This is a genomic window from Pseudomonas sp. LBUM1672, from assembly GCF_059695655.1.
In genome coordinates this window covers 2,348,476-2,374,589 of the sequence record NZ_CP166781.1, presented here as the reverse complement: position 1 = coordinate 2,374,589, position 26,114 = coordinate 2,348,476, and the positions used below count along the sequence as shown (strand labels likewise).

The 26,114-nt window shown below is 59.2% G+C and carries 23 protein-coding genes and 1 pseudogene; all 24 read left to right on the top strand.

Going from position 1 to position 26,114, the window contains the following annotated elements:
• Window positions 1–61: 61 nt before the first annotated feature.
• Complete coding sequence (purB, locus tag ACA053_RS10805; protein ID WP_497395389.1) at window positions 62–1,432, top strand: adenylosuccinate lyase; 1,371 nt, start codon at window positions 62–64, stop codon at window positions 1,430–1,432.
• Window positions 1,433–1,518: 86 nt separating this feature from the next.
• A complete protein-coding gene (locus tag ACA053_RS10800; protein WP_497395387.1) occupies window positions 1,519–2,688 on the top strand; it encodes a ribosomal protein uL16 3-hydroxylase in 1,170 nt (389 codons plus the stop codon).
• On the top strand, window positions 2,681–3,106 hold the full coding sequence (locus ACA053_RS10795; RefSeq protein WP_017339601.1) for a GNAT family N-acetyltransferase: 426 nt from the start codon (window positions 2,681–2,683) through the stop codon (window positions 3,104–3,106). Before ACA053_RS10800 ends, ACA053_RS10795 begins: the two co-directional genes overlap by 8 nt.
• Before the next feature lie 303 nt (window positions 3,107–3,409).
• Window positions 3,410–4,171, top strand: a complete 762-nt coding sequence (locus ACA053_RS10790) for a secretin N-terminal domain-containing protein (protein ID WP_109629424.1) — start codon at window positions 3,410–3,412, stop codon at window positions 4,169–4,171.
• Window positions 4,172–4,671: 500 nt separating this feature from the next.
• On the top strand, window positions 4,672–5,997 hold the full coding sequence (gene aceA / locus ACA053_RS10785) for an isocitrate lyase (RefSeq protein ID WP_033057066.1): 1,326 nt from the start codon (window positions 4,672–4,674) through the stop codon (window positions 5,995–5,997).
• 639 nt (window positions 5,998–6,636) lie between these two features.
• A complete protein-coding gene (locus ACA053_RS10780; RefSeq protein ID WP_003223812.1) occupies window positions 6,637–7,050 on the top strand; it encodes an NADH-quinone oxidoreductase subunit A in 414 nt (137 codons plus the stop codon).
• Window positions 7,051–7,060: 10 nt separating this feature from the next.
• Window positions 7,061–7,735, top strand: coding sequence for a NuoB/complex I 20 kDa subunit family protein (locus ACA053_RS10775; RefSeq protein ID WP_008146035.1), 675 nt, complete (start codon window positions 7,061–7,063; stop codon window positions 7,733–7,735).
• Window positions 7,736–7,807: 72 nt separating this feature from the next.
• Window positions 7,808–9,592 carry an NADH-quinone oxidoreductase subunit C/D gene (nuoC, locus tag ACA053_RS10770; RefSeq protein ID WP_109629421.1) on the top strand — a complete coding sequence of 595 codons (1,785 nt, stop codon included), beginning with the start codon at window positions 7,808–7,810 and terminating at the stop codon, window positions 9,590–9,592.
• Window positions 9,593–9,594: 2 nt separating this feature from the next.
• Window positions 9,595–10,092 carry an NADH-quinone oxidoreductase subunit NuoE gene (gene nuoE / locus ACA053_RS10765; RefSeq protein WP_003223804.1) on the top strand — a complete coding sequence of 166 codons (498 nt, stop codon included), beginning with the start codon at window positions 9,595–9,597 and terminating at the stop codon, window positions 10,090–10,092.
• Window positions 10,089–11,444: an NADH-quinone oxidoreductase subunit NuoF gene (nuoF, locus tag ACA053_RS10760; protein ID WP_497335390.1), complete on the top strand. Its 1,356-nt coding sequence runs from the start codon at window positions 10,089–10,091 to the stop codon at window positions 11,442–11,444. The genes nuoE and nuoF overlap by 4 nt, the downstream gene beginning before the upstream one ends.
• 138 nt (window positions 11,445–11,582) lie before the next feature.
• On the top strand, window positions 11,583–14,297 hold the full coding sequence (gene nuoG, locus ACA053_RS10755) for an NADH-quinone oxidoreductase subunit NuoG (RefSeq protein WP_497395385.1): 2,715 nt from the start codon (window positions 11,583–11,585) through the stop codon (window positions 14,295–14,297).
• Window positions 14,294–15,301 (top strand): NADH-quinone oxidoreductase subunit NuoH, encoded by a 1,008-nt coding sequence (nuoH, locus tag ACA053_RS10750; protein WP_008146046.1) that lies wholly within the window; start codon window positions 14,294–14,296, stop codon window positions 15,299–15,301. The genes nuoG and nuoH overlap by 4 nt, the downstream gene beginning before the upstream one ends.
• Before the next feature lie 12 nt (window positions 15,302–15,313).
• Window positions 15,314–15,859 (top strand): NADH-quinone oxidoreductase subunit NuoI, encoded by a 546-nt coding sequence (gene nuoI / locus ACA053_RS10745; protein ID WP_007905075.1) that lies wholly within the window; start codon window positions 15,314–15,316, stop codon window positions 15,857–15,859.
• A 9-nt stretch (window positions 15,860–15,868) separates the two neighbouring features.
• On the top strand, window positions 15,869–16,372 hold the full coding sequence (gene nuoJ, locus ACA053_RS10740) for an NADH-quinone oxidoreductase subunit J (RefSeq protein WP_109629413.1): 504 nt from the start codon (window positions 15,869–15,871) through the stop codon (window positions 16,370–16,372).
• A gap of 2 nt (window positions 16,373–16,374) precedes the next feature.
• A complete protein-coding gene (gene nuoK / locus ACA053_RS10735; protein ID WP_010458852.1) occupies window positions 16,375–16,683 on the top strand; it encodes an NADH-quinone oxidoreductase subunit NuoK in 309 nt (102 codons plus the stop codon).
• Window positions 16,680–18,533 (top strand): NADH-quinone oxidoreductase subunit L, encoded by a 1,854-nt coding sequence (gene nuoL, locus ACA053_RS10730; protein WP_497395383.1) that lies wholly within the window; start codon window positions 16,680–16,682, stop codon window positions 18,531–18,533. Before nuoK ends, nuoL begins: the two co-directional genes overlap by 4 nt.
• A 39-nt stretch (window positions 18,534–18,572) precedes the next feature.
• Window positions 18,573–20,105 (top strand): NADH-quinone oxidoreductase subunit M, encoded by a 1,533-nt coding sequence (nuoM, locus tag ACA053_RS10725; protein ID WP_109629406.1) that lies wholly within the window; start codon window positions 18,573–18,575, stop codon window positions 20,103–20,105.
• A 7-nt stretch (window positions 20,106–20,112) separates the two neighbouring features.
• Window positions 20,113–21,576: an NADH-quinone oxidoreductase subunit NuoN gene (nuoN, locus tag ACA053_RS10720; RefSeq protein ID WP_109629405.1), complete on the top strand. Its 1,464-nt coding sequence runs from the start codon at window positions 20,113–20,115 to the stop codon at window positions 21,574–21,576.
• A gap of 229 nt (window positions 21,577–21,805) precedes the next feature.
• Window positions 21,806–21,895 (top strand): annotated as a pseudogene (locus ACA053_RS10715) (type II toxin-antitoxin system prevent-host-death family antitoxin); the annotation flags it as partial.
• A gap of 75 nt (window positions 21,896–21,970) precedes the next feature.
• The gene (locus ACA053_RS10710; RefSeq protein ID WP_497396143.1) at window positions 21,971–22,285 is read left to right on the top strand and encodes a helix-turn-helix domain-containing protein; all 315 of its coding nucleotides are present in this window, start codon (window positions 21,971–21,973) and stop codon (window positions 22,283–22,285) included.
• Between the two features lie 570 nt (window positions 22,286–22,855).
• Complete coding sequence (locus tag ACA053_RS10705; protein ID WP_256597498.1) at window positions 22,856–22,984, top strand: hypothetical protein; 129 nt, start codon at window positions 22,856–22,858, stop codon at window positions 22,982–22,984.
• Window positions 22,985–23,029: 45 nt separating this feature from the next.
• Complete coding sequence (locus ACA053_RS10700; RefSeq protein WP_497395381.1) at window positions 23,030–24,265, top strand: YcaO-like family protein; 1,236 nt, start codon at window positions 23,030–23,032, stop codon at window positions 24,263–24,265.
• Window positions 24,262–25,206 carry a class I SAM-dependent methyltransferase gene (locus ACA053_RS10695; RefSeq protein ID WP_497395379.1) on the top strand — a complete coding sequence of 315 codons (945 nt, stop codon included), beginning with the start codon at window positions 24,262–24,264 and terminating at the stop codon, window positions 25,204–25,206. The genes ACA053_RS10700 and ACA053_RS10695 overlap by 4 nt, the downstream gene beginning before the upstream one ends.
• Window positions 25,206–26,072, top strand: a complete 867-nt coding sequence (locus tag ACA053_RS10690) for an alpha/beta fold hydrolase (protein ID WP_497395377.1) — start codon at window positions 25,206–25,208, stop codon at window positions 26,070–26,072. The genes ACA053_RS10695 and ACA053_RS10690 overlap by 1 nt, the downstream gene beginning before the upstream one ends.
• Window positions 26,073–26,114: the final 42 nt, after the last annotated feature.

The following is a 26,114-nucleotide window of genomic DNA, read 5'->3' as shown; positions in this document are numbered from 1 at the left end:
GCGGATTTTTTCATGTATGATACGCGCCCCATTTCGTTGCCCGACTGTCCGAGAACACCCCATGCAGCTTTCTTCGCTCACTGCGGTTTCCCCTGTTGACGGCCGCTACGCCGGCAAAACCCAGGCCCTGCGCCCAATTTTCAGTGAGTACGGCCTGATCCGTGCTCGCGTTCTGGTTGAAGTGCGCTGGCTCCAGCGCCTGGCCGCTCATCCAGGCATCAGCGAAGTGCCGGCGTTCTCCGCCGAAGCCAACGCGGTGCTGAACACCCTGGCGGACAACTTCGCTCTGGAGCACGCCGAGCGCGTCAAAGAGATCGAGCGCACCACCAACCACGACGTCAAAGCCATTGAGTACCTGCTCAAGGAACAAGCGGCCAAGCTGCCGGAACTGGCCAAGGTCAGCGAGTTCATCCACTTTGCCTGCACCAGCGAGGACATCAACAACCTGTCCCACGCCCTGATGCTGCGCGAAGGCCGTGATGACGTAATGCTGCCGCTGATGCGCCAGACCGCTGAAGCCATCCGCGAACTGGCCATCCGCTTCGCTGACGTGCCGATGCTGTCGCGCACCCACGGTCAACCGGCCTCGCCGACCACCCTGGGCAAAGAGCTGGCGAACGTGGTTTACCGACTGGAGCGTCAAATCGCTCAGGTCGCTGCCGTTCCGCTGCTGGGCAAGATCAACGGCGCTGTCGGCAACTACAACGCTCACCTGTCGGCCTACCCTAAGATCGACTGGGAAGAAAACGCCCGCGCCTTCATCGAAGACGAACTGGGCCTTGGCTTCAACCCGTACACCACGCAGATCGAACCGCACGACTACATTGCCGAGCTGTTCGACGCGATCGCCCGCTTCAACACCATCCTGATCGACTTCGACCGTGACATCTGGGGCTACATCTCCCTGGGTTATTTCAAGCAGCGCACCATCGCTGGCGAAATCGGTTCGTCGACCATGCCGCACAAAGTCAACCCGATCGACTTCGAAAACTCCGAAGGCAACCTGGGTATCGCCAACGCATTGTTCCAGCATTTGGCGAGCAAGCTGCCGATCTCCCGCTGGCAGCGTGACCTGACCGACTCCACCGTGCTGCGCAACCTCGGTGTCGGCTTTGCCCACAGCGTGATCGCGTACGAAGCCAGCCTCAAAGGCATCAGCAAACTGGAGCTCAACGCGCAGAAGATCGCCGCTGACCTGGACGCGTGCTGGGAAGTATTGGCCGAGCCGATCCAGACCGTGATGCGCCGCTACAACATCGAAAACCCGTACGAAAAGCTGAAAGAGTTGACCCGTGGCAAGGGCATCAGCCCTGAAGCACTGCAAACTTTCATCGACGGCCTGGACATGCCAGCCGCCGCCAAGGCCGAGCTGAAATTGCTCACCCCGGCGAACTACATCGGTAACGCTGCGGCACAAGCCAAACGCATCTGATCGACCGCTTTACCCGTTTGAGACGCCCGGCAGCGCCGGGCGTTTTTATTCCCGTATGAAAAGTGCATTTTTTCAATAGGTTACACATGAATCCTGACATTCCTCTTCAACTTCTAGGCGGCATCACGGCGCGCGAATTCCTGCGCGACTACTGGCAGAAAAAACCTCTGCTGATCCGTCAGGCGATTCCTGAATTCGAAAGCCCGATCGACGCCGACGAACTGGCCGGACTGGCGCTGGAAGAAGAAGTCGAGTCGCGCCTGGTAATCGAGAACGGCGAGCGTCCTTGGGAATTGCGCCGCGGCCCCTTCGCCGAAGATGAATTCAGCAAACTGCCGGAACGTGACTGGACCCTGCTGGTTCAAGCGGTTGACCAATTCGTACCGGAAGTCGCCGAGCTGCTGGAGAACTTCCGCTTCTTGCCGAGCTGGCGCGTCGACGACGTGATGATCAGCTTTGCCGCCCCGGGTGGCAGCGTCGGTCCGCACTTCGATAACTATGATGTGTTCCTGCTGCAGGGTCACGGTAAGCGCAACTGGAAAATCGGCCAGATGTGCGATTCCGAGAGCAAATTGTTGCAGCACGCGGACCTGCGCATCCTCGCTGATTTCGAAGCCTCCGATGAGTGGGTCCTGGAACCGGGCGACATGCTCTACCTGCCGCCGCGCCTGGCCCATTGCGGCGTGGCCGTCGATGACTGCCTGACCTACTCGGTCGGCTTCCGCGCCCCAAGCGCCTCGGAAGTGCTGACACACTTCACCGACTTCCTCAGCCAGTTCCTGACCGACGAAGAGCGTTACACCGACGCCGACGCAGTGCCTGCTGTCGATCCGCATCAGATCCAGCACGACGCCCTTGATCGCCTGAAAGCCTTGCTGGCCGAGCACATGAGCGACGAGCGCCTGCTGCTGACCTGGTTCGGCCAGTACATGACCGAGCCGCGCTACCCGGAACTGGTTGCCGGCCCGGAAGAAATCGAAGAAGAAGACTTCCTCGCCAGCCTCGAACAAGGCGCTGTGTTGATCCGCAACCCGAGCGCGCGCCTGGCCTGGTCCGAAGTCGATGACGACCTGCTGCTGTTCGCCAGCGGCCAGAGCCGTTACCTGCCAGGCAAGCTGCGCGAGCTGCTGAAATTGATCTGCGCCGCTGACGCCCTGCACACCGACAACCTCGGTGACTGGCTGAGCGACGAAGACGGCCGCGGCCTGCTGTGCGAACTGATCAAGCAAGGGAGCCTGGGGTTCGCTGATGAATAAAATTCACGTACGTGTCGCAGACTGGCAAAAGGACAACGCCGAGATCCGGCGCATTCGTGAGACGGTGTTTATTGCCGAGCAATCCGTTCCACCTGAGCTTGAATGGGATGCCGATGACGCTACGGCAGTGCATTTCCTGGCCTTCGAAGGCGACTTTCCGATCGGCACCGCACGCCTGTTGCCCGATGGTCACGTCGGCCGGGTGTCGGTGCTTAAAGACTGGCGCGGCCTGAAAGTCGGCGATGCGCTGATGCAAGCGGTGATCGGTGAAGCCGAGAAGCGTGGACTGAAGCAGCAGATGCTGAGCGCACAGGTCCAGGCCACGGCGTTCTATGAGCGCTTGGGTTTCAGCCTGGTCAGTGAGGAGTTCCTGGAAGCCGGGATTCCGCATGTGGACATGGTGCGGCATTCCGCCTAAAACCCTGTGGTGGGGACTTAATCTGTGGCGAGGGGGATTTATCCCCGTTCGGCTGCGCAGCAGTCGTCAAACCATCGGATGCGGTATACCTGATGCACTGTGGTTAGAAATTTTGGGGCCGCTTCGCGACCCAACGGGGATAAATCCCCTCACCACAGATAACCCCCCTCGCCACAGGGAACACCACAAAACGCCCCGCCATCGACCGATGCCGGGGCGTTTTGCTGTCTGCGATTCAACTTGCCCCACGCCGGGCCGACAAACTGGCAATATCAACACTTCAAGATGTCGGAGATAACGGATATGTCCCTACGCACCCTGCTCACCACGCTGCTGCTGACGTGCAGTTTTTCAGCCATGGCAGCCACCGAGATCGTGCCCCTGAACTACCGCACCAGTGCTGATATGCTCCCCATGGCACAGGATTTTATTGGCAAGGACGGCCAGGTCAGCGCCTACGGCAATCAGCTGATCGTCAATGCCGATCAACGCAAGATCGACGAACTTAAGGCCCTTGTTACCCAACTCGACGTGGCCGCCAAGCGCCTGCTGATCACCGTCGACACCAACGAAAATAACTTCCAGGGCGACCAGGGTTACTCGGTGAACGGCGCCAAGCCGAGCCAGACGCGCATCATCAACCGCAGCACCGACAGCCGCGATGGCGGCATCCAGCAGATTCAGGCCAGCGAAGGCGCACCGGCATTGATTCAGGTCGGCCAGAGCGTGCCGCTCACCAGCAGCCAGACCGATTCCTACGGCGATCTGCGCAGCCAGACCGAATACCGCAACGTCACCCAGGGTTTCTATGTCACCGCCAGCGTCACCGGCGACATCGTTCACCTGTCGATCAGTACCAACCGTGACCGCATGAGCCAGGAACGTCCCGATGTAGTGAATGTGCAAAGTACCGACACAACTGTCACGGGACGCTTGGGCGAGTGGATCACCCTGGCCGGGGTAAACCGCCAGACTCAGGCCGACAAACAGGGCCTGACCCGCAGCTACTCGACTCAAGGCCGGGATGACATGACCCTGCGGGTGAAAGTCGATACCTTGGACTAAACCACCGGAAACTGACTGATAAGTCGTATTAGACCAAAGATGTAGTGCTTGAAAAAAAGCACTACAAAACGTTTGACGATCGAAAAAAGCAAAGGCATGATGGCCTCGCTCCCGCTAATCAGGGGCCCTGGCAAGGGCCTTCGAAGCGATGCTCGCATCTACCCCAGCGAGCCGTTTCGTGTCTGTACCGCCCACAAGGTGTGTTTGACGAGGTTGCCGACTGGAACGAAGTTGTCCCGAGGGACGGAAGCGTAATTAGGTAACCCGGCTCCACACTGAAGTTCGTATAAAGGCCCACGACGCCCGAATCCGCTCGCCAGTTCGCCCTTACCTGCTCACTTCCCCTCGAGCCCATCGTTCATCCCGTCGCCAACCCCGCCGAATCCGACTTGACCACCTAAGCTTCTGGTCAGCGAGCAGCCTTTTACGCTTCTTTAATTTGCGTAGTTGGCAGGAGCAGGAATTTTCCACCCCAGACCTATGCGACGAGGTTTATCTCCATGGCACTGACACGCGAACAGCAAATTGCAGCCCTCGAAAAAGATTGGGCTGAAAACCCACGCTGGAAAGGCGTGACACGCGCTTACTCCGCTGCTGACGTCGTCCGCCTGCGTGGCTCGGTTCAACCTGAGCACACCTTTGCAAAACTGGGCGCCGAGAAGCTGTGGAACCTGGTGACCCAGGGCGCCAAGCCATCCTTCCGTCCTGATAAAGATTTCGTCAACTGCATGGGCGCCCTGACCGGCGGCCAGGCTGTACAACAAGTCAAAGCCGGCATCCAGGCAATCTACCTGTCGGGCTGGCAAGTGGCTGCGGACAACAACTCCGCCGAATCGATGTACCCGGACCAGTCGCTGTACCCGGTGGACTCGGTTCCAACCGTGGTCAAGCGCATCAACAACTCGTTCCGTCGTGCTGACCAGATCCAGTGGAAAGCCGGCAAAGGCCCGGGCGACGAAGGCTACATCGACTACTTCGCACCGATCGTGGCTGACGCTGAAGCCGGTTTCGGCGGCGTTCTGAACGCTTACGAGCTGATGAAGAGCATGATCGAAGCAGGCGCCGCCGGCGTTCACTTCGAAGACCAACTGGCTTCCGTGAAAAAATGCGGCCACATGGGCGGCAAGGTACTGGTTCCTACCCAGGAAGCTGTACAGAAGCTGACCGCTGCCCGTCTGGCGGCTGACGTTGCCGGTACTCCGACCATCATCCTGGCCCGTACCGACGCTAACGCAGCTGACCTGCTGACCTCTGATTGCGACCCGTACGACCAGCCGTTCGTGACTGGCGAACGCACTCAGGAAGGCTTCTACAAAGTGCGCGCTGGCCTGGACCAGGCGATCGCTCGCGGCCTGGCTTACGCGCCGTACGCCGACCTGATCTGGTGCGAAACCGCCAAGCCGGATCTGGACGAGGCTCGTCGCTTCGCTGAAGCGATCAAAAAGGAATACCCGGACCAACTGCTGTCGTACAACTGCTCGCCTTCCTTCAACTGGAAGAAAAACCTGGACGACGCGACCATCGCCAAGTTCCAGCGCGAACTGTCCGCCATGGGTTACAAGCACCAGTTCATCACCCTGGCCGGCATTCACAACATGTGGCACAGCATGTTCAACCTGGCGCACGACTACGCCCGCAACGACATGACTGCCTACGTGAAGCTGCAAGAGCAGGAATTCGCTGACGCTTCGAAGGGCTACACCTTCGTGGCTCACCAGCAAGAAGTGGGCACCGGCTACTTCGACGACATGACCACCGTGATTCAAGGTGGCTCGTCTTCGGTGACCGCGCTGACCGGTTCGACTGAAGAAGAACAGTTCCACTGATCTGCTTCGCCTGAGCTAACGGCCGTTGCGGACCGAATAGAAAGCTAACCGCAACGCCGCACATCTGACGCCCCGACTGGTTCGGGGCGTTTTTTTGCCCGGGATTTACCAAACACCACATAACCCTGTGGGAGCAGGCTTGCTCGCGAAAGCGGTAGATCAGCCGACATCAATGTTGAATGTTGAACCGCATTCACGAGCAAGCCCGCTCCCACAGGGTCGATGGTGATTCGGGAAAAACCGTTGATCCAGAGCAGTTTCACGACCAGGAAAACAGAGTAAAACGTTGACGGCCGCTATTTGCAGTAACAGCCATATAAGACAACTTCCGGCCCACTCACCCGTTAAACAGTTTAAAAACCAAGCCAAACAATATTGATTATCATTTAGCCGCAACTATGTTCGTTACATTCCCTACAAAACAATATTGATAAAAACCCGGCTAATGCCCGCATCGCATGGGCTGCGGGGCTTCGGAGGTGCGCTATGTCCTTATTCCATTAAATAATTTCGCTATCTGAATTTTACTTGCACCGTGTTGTGCCATAAAATCAGCGGGATTGATTGCTGCGACATATCGTCACTGCTTTGTTTCTTTTCAAGCTCAGAGACCTTTGCTCTCTGTTAAGGATTACCAGCATGCCCGAAGCGACAGGACTCATGGCCCACAACTGGGGCTTTGCCATTTTCCTTCTGGGCGTCGTCGGCCTTTGCGCCTTCATGCTTGGCGTCTCCAGCCTCCTCGGGTCAAAAGCCTGGGGCCGCAGCAAAAACGAACCGTTCGAATCCGGCATGCTACCTACAGGTGGCGCCCGCTTGCGGCTCTCAGCCAAATTCTATCTGGTCGCGATGCTCTTCGTGATCTTCGATATCGAAGCCCTCTTTCTCTTTGCCTGGTCTGTGTCCGTCCGCGAAAGCGGCTGGACCGGATTCGTCGAAGCTCTCGTTTTCATAGCAATTCTGTTGGCAGGTCTTGTCTACCTGTTCCGAGTGGGCGCCCTTGACTGGGCTCCGGAAGCTCGTCGCAAGCGGCAGGCGAAGCTGAAACAATGAGGCTTTGGCAATGCAATACAATCTCACCAGGATCGACCCCGATGCTCCTAACGAGCAGTATCCGATTGGCGAGCGGGAAACCGTTTCCGATCCGTTAGAAGATCAAGTCCACAAAAACATCTTCATGGGCAAGCTCGAAGACGTGCTTAACGGCACGATCAACTGGGGGCGCAAGAACTCCCTGTGGCCGTATAACTTCGGTCTTTCGTGCTGCTACGTGGAAATGACCACCGCCTTCACGGCGCCCCATGACATCGCGCGCTTTGGCGCCGAGGTTATCCGGGCATCGCCGCGTCAGGCGGATTTCATGGTTATCGCCGGTACCTGCTTCATCAAGATGGCGCCGATCATTCAGCGTCTCTACGAGCAAATGCTCGAACCTAAATGGGTTATCTCCATGGGTTCGTGCGCCAACTCCGGTGGCATGTACGACATCTACTCTGTCGTTCAAGGGGTGGACAAGTTCCTGCCCGTGGACGTCTACGTGCCTGGCTGCCCGCCCCGTCCTGAAGCTTTTCTGCAAGGCTTGATGCTCTTGCAAGAATCGATTGGACAGGAGCGTCGTCCGCTTTCCTGGGTCGTCGGTGATCAAGGCGTGTACCGCGCCGAGATGCCTTCGCAAAAGGAACAGCGCCGCGAACAGCGTATCGCAGTCACCAACCTGCGCAGCCCCGACGAAGTCTGATCCAGATCTGCTTCTTTTATAGAACGAGACACTGGCTTCATTCTTTACGTTGACCGAAAGCGATAAATAACCATGACTACAGGCAGTGCTCTGTACATCCCGCCTTATAAGGCAGACGACCAGGATGTGGTCGTCGAACTGAACAACCGTTTTGGCCCCGAGGCGTTCACCGCCCAGCCTACCCGCACCGGCATGCCGGTGCTTTGGGTTGCCCGCGCCAAACTTGTCGAAGTCCTGACCTTCCTGCGCAACCTGCCCAAGCCATACGTCATGCTCTATGACCTGCACGGCGTGGACGAGCGTCTGCGCACCAAGCGTCAAGGGCTGCCAAGCGGCGCCGACTTCACAGTGTTCTATCACTTGATGTCGATCGAACGTAATAGTGACGTAATGATCAAGGTCGCCTTGTCCGAGAGCGACCTTAGCGTGCCGACCGTGACCGGTATCTGGCCGAACGCCAACTGGTACGAGCGTGAAGTGTGGGACATGTACGGCATCAATTTCGCCGGCCACCCGCACCTGACCCGCATCATGATGCCGCCGACCTGGGAAGGTCACCCGCTGCGCAAGGACTTCCCGGCCCGTGCCACCGAGTTCGATCCGTTCAGCCTGACGCTGGCAAAGCAACAGCTTGAGGAAGAAGCCGCGCGCTTCAAGCCTGAAGACTGGGGCATGAAGCGTTCCGGTGCGAACGAGGACTACATGTTCCTCAACCTCGGTCCCAACCACCCTTCCGCGCACGGTGCGTTCCGCATCATTCTGCAGCTGGACGGTGAAGAGATCGTCGACTGCGTGCCTGACGTCGGTTACCACCACCGTGGTGCCGAGAAGATGGCTGAGCGTCAGTCCTGGCACAGCTTCATCCCGTACACCGACCGTATCGACTACCTCGGCGGCGTGATGAACAACCTGCCGTACGTGCTCTCGGTCGAGAAACTGGCCGGCATCAAGGTGCCCGAGAAGGTCGACGTCATCCGCATCATGATGGCCGAGTTCTTCCGGATCACCAGCCACCTGCTGTTCCTGGGGACTTACATCCAGGACGTCGGCGCCATGACCCCGGTGTTCTTCACGTTCACCGACCGTCAGAAGGCGTACACGGTGATCGAAGCCATTACCGGTTTCCGTCTGCACCCGGCCTGGTACCGCATCGGTGGCGTCGCTCACGACCTGCCGCGCGGCTGGGAAAAACTGGTCAAAGACTTCGTCGAGTGGATGCCAAAGCGTCTGGACGAATACCAGAAGGCCGCGCTGGACAACAGCATCCTCAAAGGCCGGACCATCGGCGTCGCTGCCTACAACACCAAGGAAGCCTTCGAATGGGGCGTCACCGGTGCAGGCTTGCGTTCGACCGGTTGCGACTTCGACCTGCGTAAGGCGCGCCCGTACTCCGGTTACGAGAACTTCGAGTTCGAAGTGCCCCTGGCCGTCAATGGCGATGCCTACGATCGTTGCATCGTGCGCGTCGAAGAAATGCGCCAGAGCATCAAGATCATCGAGCAGTGCATGCGCAACATGCCGGCAGGCCCGTACAAGGCGGATCACCCGCTGACCACGCCGCCACCGAAAGAGCGCACGCTGCAGCACATCGAGACCCTGATCACGCACTTCCTGCAAGTTTCGTGGGGCCCGGTCATGCCGGCCAACGAATCCTTCCAGATGATCGAAGCGACCAAGGGCATCAACAGTTATTACCTGACGAGCGATGGCGGCACCATGAGCTACCGCACCCGGATTCGCACCCCAAGCTTCCCGCACCTGCAGCAGATCCCTTCGGTGATCAAAGGCAGCATGGTCGCGGACTTGATCGCGTACCTGGGTAGTATCGATTTCGTTATGGCCGACGTGGACCGCTAAGCATGAACAGCACGCTTATCCAGACAGACCGTTTCACCTTGAGTGAAACCGAGCGCTCGGCCATCGAGCACGAGCTGCATCACTACGAAGACCCGCGCGCGGCGTCGATCGAAGCCCTGAAGATCGTCCAGAAGGAACGTGGCTGGGTGCCTGACGGCGCGCTCTACGCCATCGGCGAGATCCTCGGCATCCCGGCCAGCGACGTTGAAGGCGTGGCGACATTCTATAGCCAGATCTTCCGTCAGCCGGTCGGCCGCCACATCATTCGCGTCTGCGACAGCATGGTCTGCTACATCGGCGGCCACGAATCCGTAGTCAGCGAAATCCAGAACAATCTGGGCATCGGCCTGGGTCAGACTACCGCCGACGGTCGTTTCACCCTGCTGCCGGTCTGCTGCCTCGGCAACTGTGACAAGGCGCCGGCGTTGATGATCGACGACGACACTTTCGGTGATGTGCAGCCAGCAGGCGTTGCCAAATTGCTCGAGGGCTACGTATGACCCTGACTTCCTTCGGTCCTGCCAACCGCATCAAGCGTTCGGCCGAGACTCACCCGCTGACCTGGCGTCTGCGCGACGACGGCGAAGCTGTCTGGCTTGACGAGTACCAGGCCAAGAACGGTTACGCCGCCGCGCGCAAAGCCTTCGCCGACATGGCTCAGGACGACATCGTCCAGACCGTGAAAGACTCCGGCCTCAAAGGTCGCGGCGGTGCAGGCTTCCCCACGGGCGTGAAGTGGGGCCTGATGCCCAAAGACGAATCCATCAACATCCGCTACCTGCTGTGCAACGCGGACGAGATGGAACCGAACACCTGGAAAGACCGCATGCTGATGGAGCAACTGCCCCATCTGCTGATCGAAGGCATGCTGATCAGTGCTCGCGCGCTGAAAACCTACCGTGGCTACATCTTCCTGCGCGGCGAATACACCACCGCCGCCAAGCACCTCAACCGTGCAGTGGAAGAAGCCAAGGCAGCCGGCCTGCTGGGTAAAAACATCCTGGGCAGCGGCTTCGATTTCGAGCTGTTCGTCCACACCGGCGCCGGGCGTTACATCTGCGGTGAAGAAACCGCACTGATCAACTCCCTCGAAGGTCGCCGCGCCAATCCGCGTTCCAAGCCGCCCTTCCCTGCCGCCGTTGGCGTGTGGGGCAAGCCGACCTGCGTGAACAACGTTGAAACCCTGTGCAACGTGCCGGCGATCATTGCCGACGGCGTGGACTGGTACAAATCGTTGGCGCGCGAAGGCAGTGAAGACATGGGCACCAAGCTCATGGGCTTCTCCGGCAAGGTCAAGAACCCAGGCCTGTGGGAACTGCCGTTCGGCGTCACCGGTCGCGAGCTGTTTGAAGACTACGCTGGTGGCATGCGCGACGGTTACACGCTCAAGTGCTGGCAGCCAGGCGGCGCCGGTACCGGTTTCCTGTTGCCTGAACACCTCGACGCACAAATGTACGCTGGCGGCATCGCCAAAGTGGGCACCCGCATGGGTACCGGCCTGGCCATGGCGGTGGACGACAGCGTCAACATGGTGTCCCTGCTGCGCAACATGGAAGAGTTCTTCTCCCGTGAGTCGTGCGGTTTCTGCACCCCGTGCCGTGACGGTCTGCCGTGGAGCGTCAAGCTGCTGCGCGCGATCGAGAACGGTGAAGGGCAAGCCGGCGATATCGAGACCTTGCTGGGTCTGGTCGGTTTCCTCGGCCCGGGCAAGACCTTCTGTGCTCACGCACCGGGCGCCGTGGAGCCATTGGGCAGCGCAATCAAATACTTCCGTCCAGAATTCGAAGCCGGCATCGCGCCCACCAGCGCCGCCGTCCCGCCTCTGGCAAGGCCGATCGTAGTCGGCGCGTAAACGCTTAAAAAGGCGAAGGGTCCGTGCCCTTCGCCTTCTCGTTCGATGACGCCTTTTATGGGCTGTTTGGATTCGGACGAATAACAAGATTCCATTAGCCACGCCCGCTGACACCGGGCCAACGAAGAACTTTGAACCATGGCCACTATCCACGTAGACGGCAAAGAGCTCGAAGTCGACGGGGCAGACAACCTGTTACAGGCATGTCTGTCGCTAGGCCTCGATATCCCTTATTTCTGCTGGCACCCCGCCCTTGGCAGCGTTGGCGCTTGCCGCCAGTGCGCGGTCAAGCAGTACACCGACGAAAACGACAAGCGTGGTCGGATCGTCATGTCGTGCATGACGCCCGCCACCGACGGCAGCTGGATCTCCATCGACGACGAAGAAGCGAAAGTGTTTCGCGCCAGCGTCGTTGAATGGCTGATGACCAACCACCCTCACGACTGCCCGGTCTGTGAAGAAGGCGGTCACTGCCACCTGCAAGACATGACCGTGATGACCGGCCACAACGAGCGCCGTTATCGCTTCACCAAGCGTACTCACCAGAACCAGCAACTGGGCCCGTTCATTTCCCACGAAATGAACCGCTGCATCGCTTGCTACCGCTGCGTGCGCTTCTATAAGGATTACGCTGGCGGCACCGACCTCGGTGTGTTCGGCGCCCACGACAACGTGTACTTCGGTCGCGTTGAAGACGGCACCCTGGAAAGCGAGTTCTCCGGCAACCTTACCGAGGTCTGCCCGACCGGTGTATTCACCGACAAGACTCACTCCGAGCGCTACAACCGCAAGTGGGACATGCAGTTCTCGCCGAGCATCTGCCATGGCTGCTCCAGCGGTTGCAACATCTCTCCGGGCGAGCGCTACGGTGAACTGCGTCGTATCGAAAACCGTTTCAACGGTTCGGTAAACCAGTACTTCCTGTGCGACCGTGGCCGTTTCGGCTACGGCTACGTCAACCGCGAAGACCGCCCGCGTCAGCCAAAGCTGGCCAACGGCGCCAAGCTGACCCTCGACGAAGCACTGGATAAAGCCGCTGACCTGCTGCGCGGTCGCAACATCGTCGGCATCGGTTCGCCCCGTGCCAGCCTCGAAAGCAACTACGCGTTGCGCGAACTGGTCGGCGCTGAGCACTTCTACTCCGGTATCGAAGCCGCCGAACTGGAACGCATTCGTCTGGTCATGCAGGTGTTGAAAGACAGCCCGCTGCCGATCCCGAACATGCGCGACATCGAAGATCACGATGCGATCTTCGTGCTTGGCGAAGACCTGACCCAGACCGCTGCCCGTATGGCGCTGTCCCTGCGTCAATCGGTCAAGGGCAAAGCCGAAGACATGGCCGATGCCATGCGCGTTCAACCTTGGCTCGACGCTGCAGTGAAAAACATCGGTCAGCACGCGCTGAACCCGCTGTTCATCGCCAGCCTGGCTGAAACCAAGCTCGACGACATTGCTGAAGAATGCGTTCACGCAGCACCGGACGACCTGGCCCGCATCGGTTTCGCCGTGGCTCACGCCCTCGACGCCAGCGCTCCAGCGGTTGAAGGCCTCGACACTGAAGCCCTCGATCTGGCCAAGCGCATTGCTGACGCCCTGCTCGCGGCCAAGCGTCCATTGATCATCGCCGGCACCTCGTTGGGTTCCAAGGCGCTGATCGAAGCCGCCGCCAACATCGCCAAAGCCTTGAAGCTGCGCGAGAAGAACGGTTCCATCAGCCTGATCGTGCCAGAGGCCAACAGCCTTGGCCTGGCCATGCTCGGTGGCAACTCGGTCGACGAAGCGCTGCAAGCGGTGATCGACGGCAAGGCCGACGCCATCGTCGTGCTGGAAAACGATCTGTACACCCGCACCGACAAAGCCCGTGTCGATGCTGCCCTGAACGCCGCGAAAGTGGTGATCGTGGCGGACCATCAGAAGACCGCCACCAGCGATCGCGCGCACCTGGTCCTGCCAGCCGCCAGCTTCGCTGAAGGCGACGGTACGCTGGTCAGCCAGGAAGGCCGCGCCCAGCGTTTCTTCCAGGTCTTCGACCCGACTTACCTCGACGCGAGCATCCTGGTTCACGAAGGCTGGCGCTGGCTGCATGCCCTGCGCGCGACCCTGTTGAACCAGCCGATCGACTGGACCCAACTGGACCACGTCACTGCTGCCTGCGCCGCCAGCACGCCGCAACTGGCGCGCATCGTCGATGCCGCACCGTCCGCCGCGTTCCGTATCAAAGGCCTGAAACTGGCCCGCGAGCCGCTGCGTTACTCCGGTCGTACCGCCATGCGCGCCGACATCAGCGTGCACGAACCGCGTACTTCCCAGGATAACGACACTGCGTTCTCGTTCTCCATGGAAGGTTACTCGGGCTCGGTCGAACCGCGTCAGCAAGTGCCATTCGCCTGGTCTCCGGGCTGGAACTCGCCGCAAGCCTGGAACAAGTTCCAGGACGAAGTCGGTGGTCACATCCGCGCTGGCGACCCGGGCACCCGCCTGATCGAAAGCACCGGTGATTCGCTGAACTGGTTCGCTGCTGTTCCGCGTGCGTTCAACCCGGCACCGGGCACCTGGCAAGTCGTACCGTTCTTCCACCTGTTCGGCAGCGAAGAGAACTCTTCCAAAGCCGCGCCGGTTCAGGAACGCATTCCGGCCGCCTACGTCGCTTTGGCCAAATCCGAAGCCGACCGTCTGGGTGTCAATGACGGCGCCTTGCTCAGTTTGAACGTCGCTGGCCAGACCTTGCGTCTGCCGCTGCGCATCAACGAAGAGCTGGGTGCCGGCCTGGTCGCATTGCCGGCCGGTATCGCCGGCATTCCGCCCGCGATCTTTGGCAAATCCGTTGACGGTCTGCAGGAGGCAGCTCAATGACCTGGTTCACGCCTGAAGTGATTGACGTGATCATCGCGGTCCTCAAGGCCATCGTGATTCTGCTCGCCGTGGTGGTGTGCGGCGCGCTGCTGAGCTGGGTCGAGCGTCGTCTGCTCGCCCTCTGGCAGGACCGTTACGGTCCGAACCGCGTCGGCCCGTTCGGTGCGTTCCAGATCGCGGCCGACATGATCAAGATGTTCTTCAAGGAAGACTGGACCCCTCCGTTCGCCGACAAGGTGATCTTCACGTTGGCGCCGGTCGTGGCCATGAGTGCCTTGCTGATTGCCTTCGCGATCATCCCGATCACCCCGACCTGGGGTGTGGCGGACATCAACATCGGCATCCTGTTCTTCTTCGCCATGGCTGGTCTGTCGGTCTACGCGGTGTTGTTCGCCGGCTGGTCGAGTAACAACAAGTTCGCCTTGTTGGGCAGCTTGCGGGCCTCGGCGCAAACCGTGTCGTACGAAGTGTTCATGGGCCTGTCGCTGATGGGCATCGTGATCCAGGTCGGCTCGTTCAACATGCGCGACATCGTTGAATACCAGGCGCAGAACCTGTGGTTCGTGATTCCGCAGATCTTCGGTTTCCTGACCTTCTTCATTGCCGGCGTCGCCGTGACTCACCGTCACCCGTTCGACCAGCCGGAAGCGGAGCAGGAACTGGCCGACGGTTACCACATTGAATACGCCGGCATGAAATGGGGCATGTTCTTCGTTGGCGAGTACATCGGCATCGTGTTGATTTCGGCGCTGCTGGTGACCTTGTTCTTCGGTGGCTGGCACGGCCCGTTCGGCATTCTGCCGCAGATCCCGTTCATCTGGTTCGCGCTGAAAACCGCGTTCTTCATCATGTTCTTCATCCTGCTGCGCGCCTCGATCCCGCGCCCACGGTATGACCAAGTGATGGATTTCAGCTGGAAGTTCTGCCTGCCGCTGACCCTCGTCAACATGCTGGTGACCGCTGCGATCGTGTTGCTCAACACGCCCGCCGTCGCGGCTCAGTGAGGATAGAGAATCATGAAGTACATATTTGACATCGTGCATGGCTTCTTCACCCAGCTTCGCAGCCTGGTGATGATCTTCGGCCATGCCTTCCGCAAGCGCGACACGCTGCAGTACCCGGAAGAAGCCGTGTACCTGCCGCCGCGCTTTCGTGGGCGTATCGTCCTGACCCGCGACCCTGATGGCGAAGAGCGTTGTGTTGCCTGCAACCTGTGCGCCGTGGCGTGCCCGGTTGGCTGCATCTCGCTGCAGAAAGCTGAAACCGAAGACGGTCGCTGGTACCCGGACTTCTTCCGCATCAACTTCTCGCGCTGCATTTTCTGCGGCCTCTGCGAGGAAGCCTGCCCGACCACCGCGATCCAGCTGACACCGGATTTCGAGATGGCCGAGTTCAAACGTCAGGACCTGGTTTACGAGAAAGAAGATCTGTTGATCTCCGGCCCCGGCAAAAACCCTGATTACAACTTCTATCGTGTTGCAGGTATGGCGATTGCCGGGAAGCCGAAAGGCTCCGCGCAGAATGAAGCCCAGCCGATCAACGTGAAGAGCTTGCTGCCTTAAGGAAGAAAGATGGAATTCGCTTTCTATTTCGCATCGGGTATCGCTGTGGTGTCCACGCTTCGCGTGATCACCAACACCAACCCTGTGCACGCCCTGCTCTACCTGATCATTTCGCTGATCGCCGTGGCCATGACGTTCTTCGCCCTCGGCGCACCGTTTGCCGGTGTTCTGGAAGTGATCGCCTACGCTGGCGCCATCATGGTGCTGTTCGTGTTCGTGGTGATGATGCTGAACCTCGGTCCCGCCTCGGTTCAGCAAGAGCGCGTCTGGCTCAAGCCCGGCATCTGGCTCGGCCCGGTCGCCCTCGGCACCCTGCTGCTGGTTGAACTGCTGTACGTGCTGTTCAGCCACTCCAGCGGTGAGGCCATCGGCCACACCACCGTAGACGCCAAGGCCGTGGGCATCAGCCTGTTCGGTCCTTACCTGCTGGTGGTCGAACTCGCCTCGATGCTGCTGCTTGCCGCAGCCGTCACGGCGTTCCACTTGGGCCGTAACGAAGCCAAGGAGCAATGACGATGCCTGCTATCCCTCTGGAGCATGGTCTGGCGGTCGCCGGCATCCTGTTCTGCCTCGGTCTGGTCGGCCTGATGGTCCGCCGCAACATTCTCTTCGTGCTGATGAGCCTGGAGATCATGATGAATGCCTCCGCCTTGGCCTTCATCGTCGCCGGTAGCCGCTGGGGTCAGCCGGATGGACAGATCATGTTCATCCTGGTGATCAGCCTGGCAGCCGCCGAGGCCAGTATTGGCCTGGCGATTCTGTTGCAGCTGTATCGCCGCTTCCACACTCTCGATATCGACGCTGCCAGCGAGATGCGCGGATGAATCTTCTCTATCTGACTTTCGTATTCCCTCTCATAGGTTTCCTGCTGCTGTCGTTCTCACGCGGCCGCTTTTCGGAAAACCTGTCGGCGCTGATTGGCGTCGGTTCCATCGGCCTGTCTGCCATCGTCACCGCTTACGTGATCTGGCAATTCAACGTCGCACCACCTGAAGGCGGTCACTACACCCAGGTGTTGTGGCAGTGGATGGCGGTGGAAGGCTTCACGCCTAACTTCGCGCTGTACCTGGATGGTCTGTCCCTGACCATGCTCGGTGTGGTCGTCGGCGTCGGCTTCCTGATCCACCTGTTCGCGTCCTGGTACATGCGCGGTGAAGCCGGTTACTCGCGCTTCTTCGCCTACACCAACCTGTTTATCGCCAGCATGCTGTTCCTGGTCCTGGGCGATAACCTGTTGTTCCTGTACTTCGGTTGGGAAGGTGTGGGCCTGTGCTCGTACCTGTTGATCGGTTTCTACTACAGCAACCGCAACAACGGTAACGCGGCACTGAAAGCCTTTATCGTCACCCGTATCGGTGACGTGTTCATGGCCATCGGCCTGTTCATCCTGTTCCAACAGTTGGGCACGCTGAATATCCAGGAACTGCTGGTGCTGGCACCGCAGAAATTCCAGGCCGGCGACTTCTGGATGGTCATGGCCACCCTGATGCTGCTGGGCGGCGCTGTCGGTAAATCCGCGCAACTGCCGCTGCAAACCTGGCTGGCGGACGCGATGGCCGGTCCTACTCCGGTTTCGGCACTGATTCACGCCGCAACGATGGTAACCGCCGGTGTCTACCTGATCGCCCGTACCCACGGTCTGTTTGCCCTGGCGCCGGACATCCTGCATCTAGTAGGAATCGTCGGTGGCGTGACCCTGGTCCTGGCAGGTTTTGCCGCACTGGTTCAGACCGACATCAAACGTATCCTCGCCTACTCGACCATGAGCCAGATCGGCTACATGTTCCTGGCGCTGGGTGTTGGTGCATGGGATGGCGCGATTTTCCACCTGATGACCCACGCCTTCTTCAAGGCGCTGCTGTTCCTTGCGTCCGGTGCGGTGATCGTTGCCTGCCACCACGAGCAGAACATCTTCAAGATGGGCGGCCTGTGGAAGAAACTGCCACTGGCCTACGCCAGCTTCATCGTCGGCGGCGCGGCACTGTCGGCCCTGCCACTGGTGACCGCAGGCTTCTACTCCAAGGACGAAATCCTCTGGGAAGCGTTTGCCAGCGGCAACCACGGTCTGCTTTACGCAGGTCTGGTGGGCGCGTTCATGACTTCGCTGTACACCTTCCGCCTGATCTTCATCGCGTTCCACGGTGAAGCGAAGACCGAAGCGCACGCCGGTCACGGCATCGCTCACTGGTTGCCGCTGTCGGTGCTGATCGTGCTGTCGACCTTCGTCGGCGCCATGATCGTTCCGCCACTGCACGGTGTGCTGCCGGAAAGCGTCGGCCATGCCGGCGGCGAAGCCAAGCACAGTCTGGAAATCGCCTCGGGCGCCATCGCCCTGGCCGGTATCCTGCTGGCCGCGCTGCTGTTCCTTGGCAAGCGTCGTTTCGTCACTGCAATCGCCAACAGCGGCATCGGCCGCTTCCTTTCGGCCTGGTGGTTCGCTGCCTGGGGCTTCGACTGGATCTACGACAAACTGTTCGTCAAGCCATACCTTGCGATCAGCCACGCACTGCGCAGAGACCCGCTCGACCAGACCATCGGTCTGATCCCGCGTATGGCCAAAGGCGGTCACACCGCCCTGAGCCGTACCGAAACCGGTCAACTGCGTTGGTACGCGGCATCGATGGCAGCCGGCTCCGTGCTGGTCATCGGCGCCATCGTGCTGGTAGCGGTCTGATATGAACCTTGCGAACTTGCGAAAGGAATTGAGCCCGTCATGATTCTGCCTTGGCTAATCCTGATCCCCTTCATCGGCGGCCTGCTGTGCTGGATGGGTGAGCGCTTCGGCGCTACCCTCCCCCGCTGGATTGCGCTGTTGACCATGACCCTGGAACTCGCGCTCGGCCTCTGGCTGTGGGCCCACGGTGATTATTCATTTGCTCCGGCGCCTGGCGCCGATCCGACCTGGGCGCTTGAGTTCAAGCACATCTGGATCGAGCGCTTCGGCATCAGCGTGCACCTGGCCCTCGACGGCCTGTCGCTGTTGATGATCCTGTTGACCGGTCTGCTGGGTATCCTCTCGGTACTCTGCTCGTGGAAAGAGATCCAGCGTCACGTTGGCTTCTTCCACTTGAACCTGATGTGGATCCTGGGCGGTGTCGTCGGCGTGTTCCTCGCCCTCGACCTGTTCATGTTCTTCTTCTTCTGGGAAATGATGCTGGTGCCGATGTACTTCCTCATCGCGCTCTGGGGTCACAGTTCTTCGGACGGCAAGAAAACCCGGATCTACGCGGCGACCAAGTTCTTCATCTTCACTCAGGCGTCCGGCCTGATCATGTTGGTGGCGATCCTGGGCCTGGTGCTGGTCAACTTCAACAGCACCGGCGTGATCACGTTCAACTACGCCGATCTGCTGAAAACCAAGATGTCGCTCACTACCGAGTACATCCTGATGCTCGGCTTCTTCATCGCCTTCGCGGTGAAGCTGCCAGTCGTACCGTTCCACTCCTGGCTGCCTGATGCTCACGCCCAGGCGCCAACAGCGGGTTCGGTCGACCTGGCCGGTATCTTGTTGAAGACCGCGGCTTACGGCCTCCTGCGTTTCGCCCTGCCGCTGTTCCCGAATGCCTCGGCCGAGTTTGCGCCGATCGCCATGACCCTGGGTCTGATCGGGATCTTCTACGGTGCGTTCCTGGCCTTTGCACAAACCGACATCAAGCGTCTGATCGCCTACTCCTCCGTTTCCCACATGGGTTTCGTGTTGATCGGCATCTACTCCGGCAGCCAACTGGCGCTGCAGGGTGCAGTGATGCAGATGCTGGCGCACGGTCTGTCGGCCGCGGCACTCTTTATCCTCAGCGGTCAGTTGTACGAGCGCACCCACACCCGCGACATGCGTGAAATGGGTGGCCTGTGGTCGAAGATCGCTTACCTGCCGGCCATCAGCCTGTTCTTTGCCGCCGCGTCCCTGGGCTTGCCGGGCACCGGTAACTTCGTCGGTGAGTTCCTGATTCTGATCGGCACGTTCCCGGCCGCCCCATGGATCACCATCATCGCGACGTCCGGTCTGGTGTTCGGTTCGGTCTACTCGCTGATCATGATCCACCGTGCCTACTTCGGCCCGTCCAAGTCGGACGCGGTGTTGCATGGCATGGATGGTCGCGAACTGATCATGGTGGTCGGTCTGGCGGCATTGCTGATTTACATCGGCGTGTACCCGCAACCGTTCCTCGACACCTCTGCCGCGACGATGCATGGCGTGCAGCAGTGGCTCGGCACCGCCTTCACTCAACTCGCTTCGGCCCGGTAAGAGCGCTATGGAATTCACGACTCAACACTTTATCGCGCTTGCGCCGTTGTTGATCACCAGCGCCACGATCATCGTGGTGATGCTGGCGATTGCCTGGCGCCGCAACCACTCGCAGACCTTCCTGATTTCCGTGGCGGGTCTGAACCTGGCGTTGCTGTCGATCCTGCCAGCCCTGAAAGTCGCGCCTCTGGCCGTGACTCCGTTGCTGCAGATCGACACCTTCGCCTGCTTGTACATGGCGCTGATCCTGGTCGCCACCCTCGCCTGTGTCACCCTCGCCCACGCCTACCTCGGCGATGGCGGTTCGGGTTACCCGGGCAACCGTGAAGAACTTTACCTGCTGATCCTGATGGCCGCCGCCGGTGGCCTCGTACTGGTCAGCGCGCAACACCTGGCCGGGTTGTTCATCGGTCTGGAACTGCTTTCGGTACCGGTCTACGGTCTGGTGGCTTATGCCTTCTTCAACAAGCGTTCGCTGGAAGCCGGTATCAAGTACATGGTGCTGTCGGCTGCCGGTTCCGCGTTCCTGCTGTTCGGGATGGCCCTGCTCTACGCCGACTCCGGCAGCCTGAGCTTTGTCGGTATCGGCCAAGCGCTGGCCGCCACCGGCTTGCCGAGCTCGCTGGCGCAACTGGGCCTGGGCATGATGCTGATCGGTCTGGCGTTCAAACTGTCGCTGGTACCGTTCCACCTCTGGACCCCGGACGTTTACGAAGGTGCTCCGGCACCGGTGGCGGCGTTCCTGGCCACTGCTTCGAAAGTGGCCGTGTTTGCCGTGATGGTGCGTCTGTTCCAGATCTCGCCTGCAGCAAGCAGCGGTGTGCTGAGCGACGTGCTGACCATCATCGCCATTGCGTCGATCCTGTTCGGTAACCTGCTGGCACTGACCCAGAGCAACCTCAAGCGTCTGCTGGGTTACTCGTCCATCGCTCACTTCGGCTACCTGCTGATCGCCCTGGTGGCGAGCAAGGGTCTGGCCGTGGAAGCCATCGGCGTGTACCTGGTCACCTACGTGATCACCAGCCTCGGCGCGTTCGGCGTGATCACCCTGATGTCCTCGCCGTACAACGGCCGTGACGCGGATGCCCTGTACGAATACCGCGGCCTGTTCTGGCGTCGTCCGTACCTGACCGCCGTCCTGACCGTGATGATGCTGTCCCTGGCCGGTATCCCGCTCACCGCGGGCTTCATCGGCAAGTTCTACATCATCGCCACCGGTGTCGAGTCGCACCAATGGTGGCTGGTCGGTTCCCTGGTACTGGGCAGCGCCATCGGCGTCTTCTACTACCTGCGCGTCATGGTCACCCTGTACCTGATCGAGCCGAACCTGCGTCGCCACGATGCGCAACTGCACTGGGAACAACGTGCAGGCGGCGTAATGCTGCTGGCCATCGCTCTGGTGGCATTCTTCCTCGGCGTCTACCCACAACCGCTGCTGACTCTGGTTCAGCAGTCGGGTCTGGCGGGCTGATCACTCGGCGATATCTGGCTACAAACAAGAACGGCACCTTCGGGTGCCGTTTTTGCATTTGTGGGATTTGTTACCGCTGCCCTGCCCTCCTTCTGCAATCCCAGAAAGCTCATGCGGGATTGTCAGGTTCGTCCTACAGCCAGAATTGAGGCAATGCCTCTATCGTGAATGCCTGCTGGAAGACGAACCGATGCAAGAGCGAACAATGAAACGTGAAGAACTGCGCGAACAACGAATCGGAGCAATGAAGGGCAAACTTGTGCTTCCCGCTGACTTCGATGCTCCTCTGTCAGACGAACTGCTGGATGCCTTCGAAGGGTTGCTGCCATTGCTTCCCTCATGCGCGTTGAAACACGAGAAGCATCCAATAGAGAAGCCGATACGAGATCCCACTATGAAACGTGACATTTTTTCCGAACTGATGGATGGCCTCGAAGCCCTGTCGGATGAGCGCCAAGGCAAAATCACTTTGCGAACCCACAAGGTTCAATTGCCAAAACTGGTGCCCATCACGGCCGAGGAAGTGGTAGCCATCCGCCAACAGCTCAATCTTTCCCGGTCGGTGTTCGCCATGTATCTGCGCACCAACACCCGAACCCTCGAAAACTGGGAACAGGGTCGGGCAGTACCCAATGCCCAAGCCACGACACTGATCCGTCTGGTGGAACGCTTTCCGCAGACAGTAGCGCAACTGGCGGCGCTGACTTGAATTGTCTGTGCCATCTTTAATGACCCGTTCACCGGATCGTCGCCCGGAGTGACGGTTCGACCTGCTCGCTAAAGCGGTGGAACTGGCACAAACAAAAACGGCACCTCTCAAACCTGAGTGAATAGGCACTGAAGGTGGTTTCAAGAAAAACGCCCCGACTTGTTCGGGGAGTTTTCATTTGTGCAGACAGCAAAGGCTTCTGCCGGTTGAATTCGAAGGGTAAAACCGCACCGCTGCCTGAAGAAACTTCAAACGCGATAGGAAAAGTCTCCGCTTACCACCTGCAAAGGAACGAAAACGAACTAATCATTGCGAGCTGGCTACCCAACTATCTGAATTTTCCCACATCCCATTTCCCCCTTCGCTGCAGCAAATGCGGCGTTTATTCGGCATCCGCCCCTGTTTACGAATCAAAGTCGTCAATCGCGGATTAATGTGTATGTATTTCCTCACACCAGAAATAACGACACCGTAACTCCCCGTCACTTTTGACCGACCAACTTTCAACTTATACAGTTGCTCCGTGCTTGATTAAGCACTCCACTATCCAACAAAAAAGAGAGTTTACCTATGGGTTACCTTGTCAGCTGGAACGCAAACAAAGTTATCGATCTGGAACAACAGGACACCCCCACAGCAGAGCAAATTGAACAACTGCAACTGACCGAGGATGAACAAGCAGAACTGGAAGCCGTTTAAGAAAGCGGGGGGCAAATGCCCCCCGTTTTTTCAAGGGAGGGAACGATGGATAACTTTACACGCGTAGAACGAGAACTCACCCTTGCGCAGGCTGAAAAGAGGATTCACGCCGAACTGGAAAACCTGGGGCTTCGCGCAGAACCCCGCATACTCGGGCAAAAAATTGTCGCGGTGCATGTCTCGGCGAGTGCTGGCAATCAACAGGGCATCGCCAGGGGAGCGGGAAAAGGTTACCTCCATCACGCCCAGGTGGGTGCACTTTACGAAACACTGGAACACCATCTAAGTGATCATTTCAGCGCCTGCGATATTCACTGTATTGCCCCGCATTACTTTTCTGACTCCCCACTATTTGTCGATGACACGGTTCTTTCTACTCTCACCGACCAACCCGATGCTTTGACAGCCTGCAGAACTTACACGGACATATTCAAAAAAACTTTATTCTCTTACCCCGTTGCATTATGCACTCCCGACTATTCACACCAGCCACTGGAACAAGACTCTACGAACTACGGCGTATTACGGCGCTATGCCTCTAACAGTGGAACGGCCATTGGCGCGAGCTACGACGAAGCGGTCTTGCATGCGGCAAATGAATGCATCGAGCGCGATGCGGTTTCGTTGTTTCTGCTGGAGCATTTTTACTACGAGAACCGGCCTGTGCTGCGCCGGGTCGGTCGCGTGGCAGATCACGAACAATTGGGCCAACTGTGGTCGGATGCCGAAGCGGAGATCGGAGCGGAAATCATCCTGATCGACATCAGCACTGAATTCCTGCCACACACCTTTCTGGCGTTCTCAACCGAACCCGGCTCCCATCCTCGCGTGTTCGGCAGCGGTAGTTCGATCAGCGCCCGACATGGCGCCTGGCGGGCGCTGACCGAACTCGTCCAACTCCATCACGGGGCCTCGGAGCCAGAACTGCAACACTACCTGAGTAACGCGCAACGGCACTTGAGCAAATTTCCTCGCCTGCTCCGCTGCCTGCAATTTGATCTGTATCCACTGCTTACCTTGTGCGAGCAAGTCACGGTCGAATTACCCGAAACGATCAATGAGCGCCCGTTGGCCGAGCAAATCAACTTGCTGGCAGAAGATCTCCACCAGCATGGGCGCGCGCTGGGGGTCACCCAACTCCATCAAACCTCGTTGGGGACCACGCTGGTCAACGTCGTCATTCCGGGGCTGGAGCGTTTTTTTGTGGTGTCCAGTGGCAATGTGGTGATACCGCAGGCACGAGGGCGGCGCCTGCAAAGGAATCAGGGAGTGGCAGCATGACCCCTGCCCTTTGTCGAGAACACCACCTCGCTCAATCATTCCCCCGGCGCAAGGCATCGCCGGGCGAGCTCGATCGCTTCATCGAACCCTTCGGCTCGGGCCTGCATCATGTGTTTGTATTGCGTGTCGGCGGCAACGAATGGGTCGGCCGCAAAGTCCTGCAATACAGCGAGACGGTCGGCTGGCACATCAGCAGCGTGCTCCAACCCTGGATGCTGCTCGGACCGCTGGTGCAATGGCAATGGGGCAATCAAGGCACCGTGATCTATTTCCGTGCGGTAACTGCGCAGGAGAAAGAAACCGCGTTCCATAACGCATTGACGCAGTCGGGCAGCGAAGTGAGTTTTCCGTTTCCTGCCATGGATGACAGCGGCCGAGAGTGCGTCTGCCCGCCCGAGTATTGGCAATGCAATGAATCGCTCGCCACACAGCTGGATGCTGACGAACAGCATTTTCGCCAGCATTGCACACGTCTGCTCAACTCCCTGTCATCGCCCGGCGCGGTGATCCATGACCCGGCGTGTTCGACGGGCGAGTTCATCGCACACCTCGCTGGCGAACTTCCGGATCGCCAGTGCCTGGGGTCTGATCGCTCAGCGTCGATGATCGACTATGCCAAAAAGCATCATGGCACCTCAGCCGCCCGGTTCTACCTGGCCGATGCCCGCCACATCGCGACTACAGGTATTCAATGCGATGTGCTGATCCTGCGTTTCCTCAATGCCGAAGTGATGACGCGCAAGGACGCGCAGCGAGCTCTCCTCGATATGGCAGCCGGCGTTAAACCGGGTGGCACGATTCTCCTTTTCGGCCATACGCCGGTACTGATCGCCGTGCCCTATATGGCGCAGGCGCTGAAGCTTGAACTGATATCCAGCGTAGCGGCCCGGCCCGGCCACACAGAACTGTTTCAATTCTACAGGCTGAGGACACCCGCCTAATGGTGAACAGTGGCTACTACTCGACCGGCGACGGTCACCAACTCTATTGGGAGCGGCACGGCACACCCGGTGGCGAACCGATATTTTTCCTGCATGGCGGACCGGGGGGTTGCAGCGACAGCCGTCATCTCAAGTTCTTCGATGAACGCTGTTTCGACATTATCCTGTTCGACCAGCGCGGCTGCGGCCGCTCCGTTCCCCACGGCGAACGCCAACACAACGACACCGGGCTTTGCGTCGAAGACATCGATGCCCTGCGGCAGCATCCGGGGTTCGAAAAAATCAGCATGCTCGGCGTCTCATGGGGCAGCTGGCTGGCCATTCAATACCAGCAACGCTATCCAGAGGCCGTTCTGAAAACCACACTGGTCTCAGTATTCGTACCGTTTGCAGCCAACGTAAATGCCTACGATCAAACCTTGAATGACGGCCTGTCAGCCATGGCACATGGGGCATGCGCCGTCAGTGCCGGTGCGATCTACCAACTCCTGGACAATGGCTGCGCAATCCAGCAGCGTCAGGCGGCCCTCCACTGGTTAAGGGCGACTTTGCAATTGAGCGGACAATCGATGCAGCCGAGCGCACTCGAAGAATTCGTGGACGACGAAGCCGTGCGCGCTATCCGCCTAGAATTGCATTACCACGTAAACCAGTACTTCTTCACACGCGCGGACGAAGCGCCTTCGCTTGATGCCCATACTGAAGTGATCCAAGGCATCAGAGACACCTTCGGCATGTCCAGCGTGCGGTGGCTTCGGCAGCGCCAGCCGCTACGGTGCCGGCTACTCTTCGCCGGACACAATGCCTTCGACCTCCCGATTCTGAAAGCCGTGCGCCAGTCGCTGAAACGTGAAAGTGAGCGTTAAACAAGAACGGCACCCGAAGGTGCCGTTCAACAGTGCAGATGG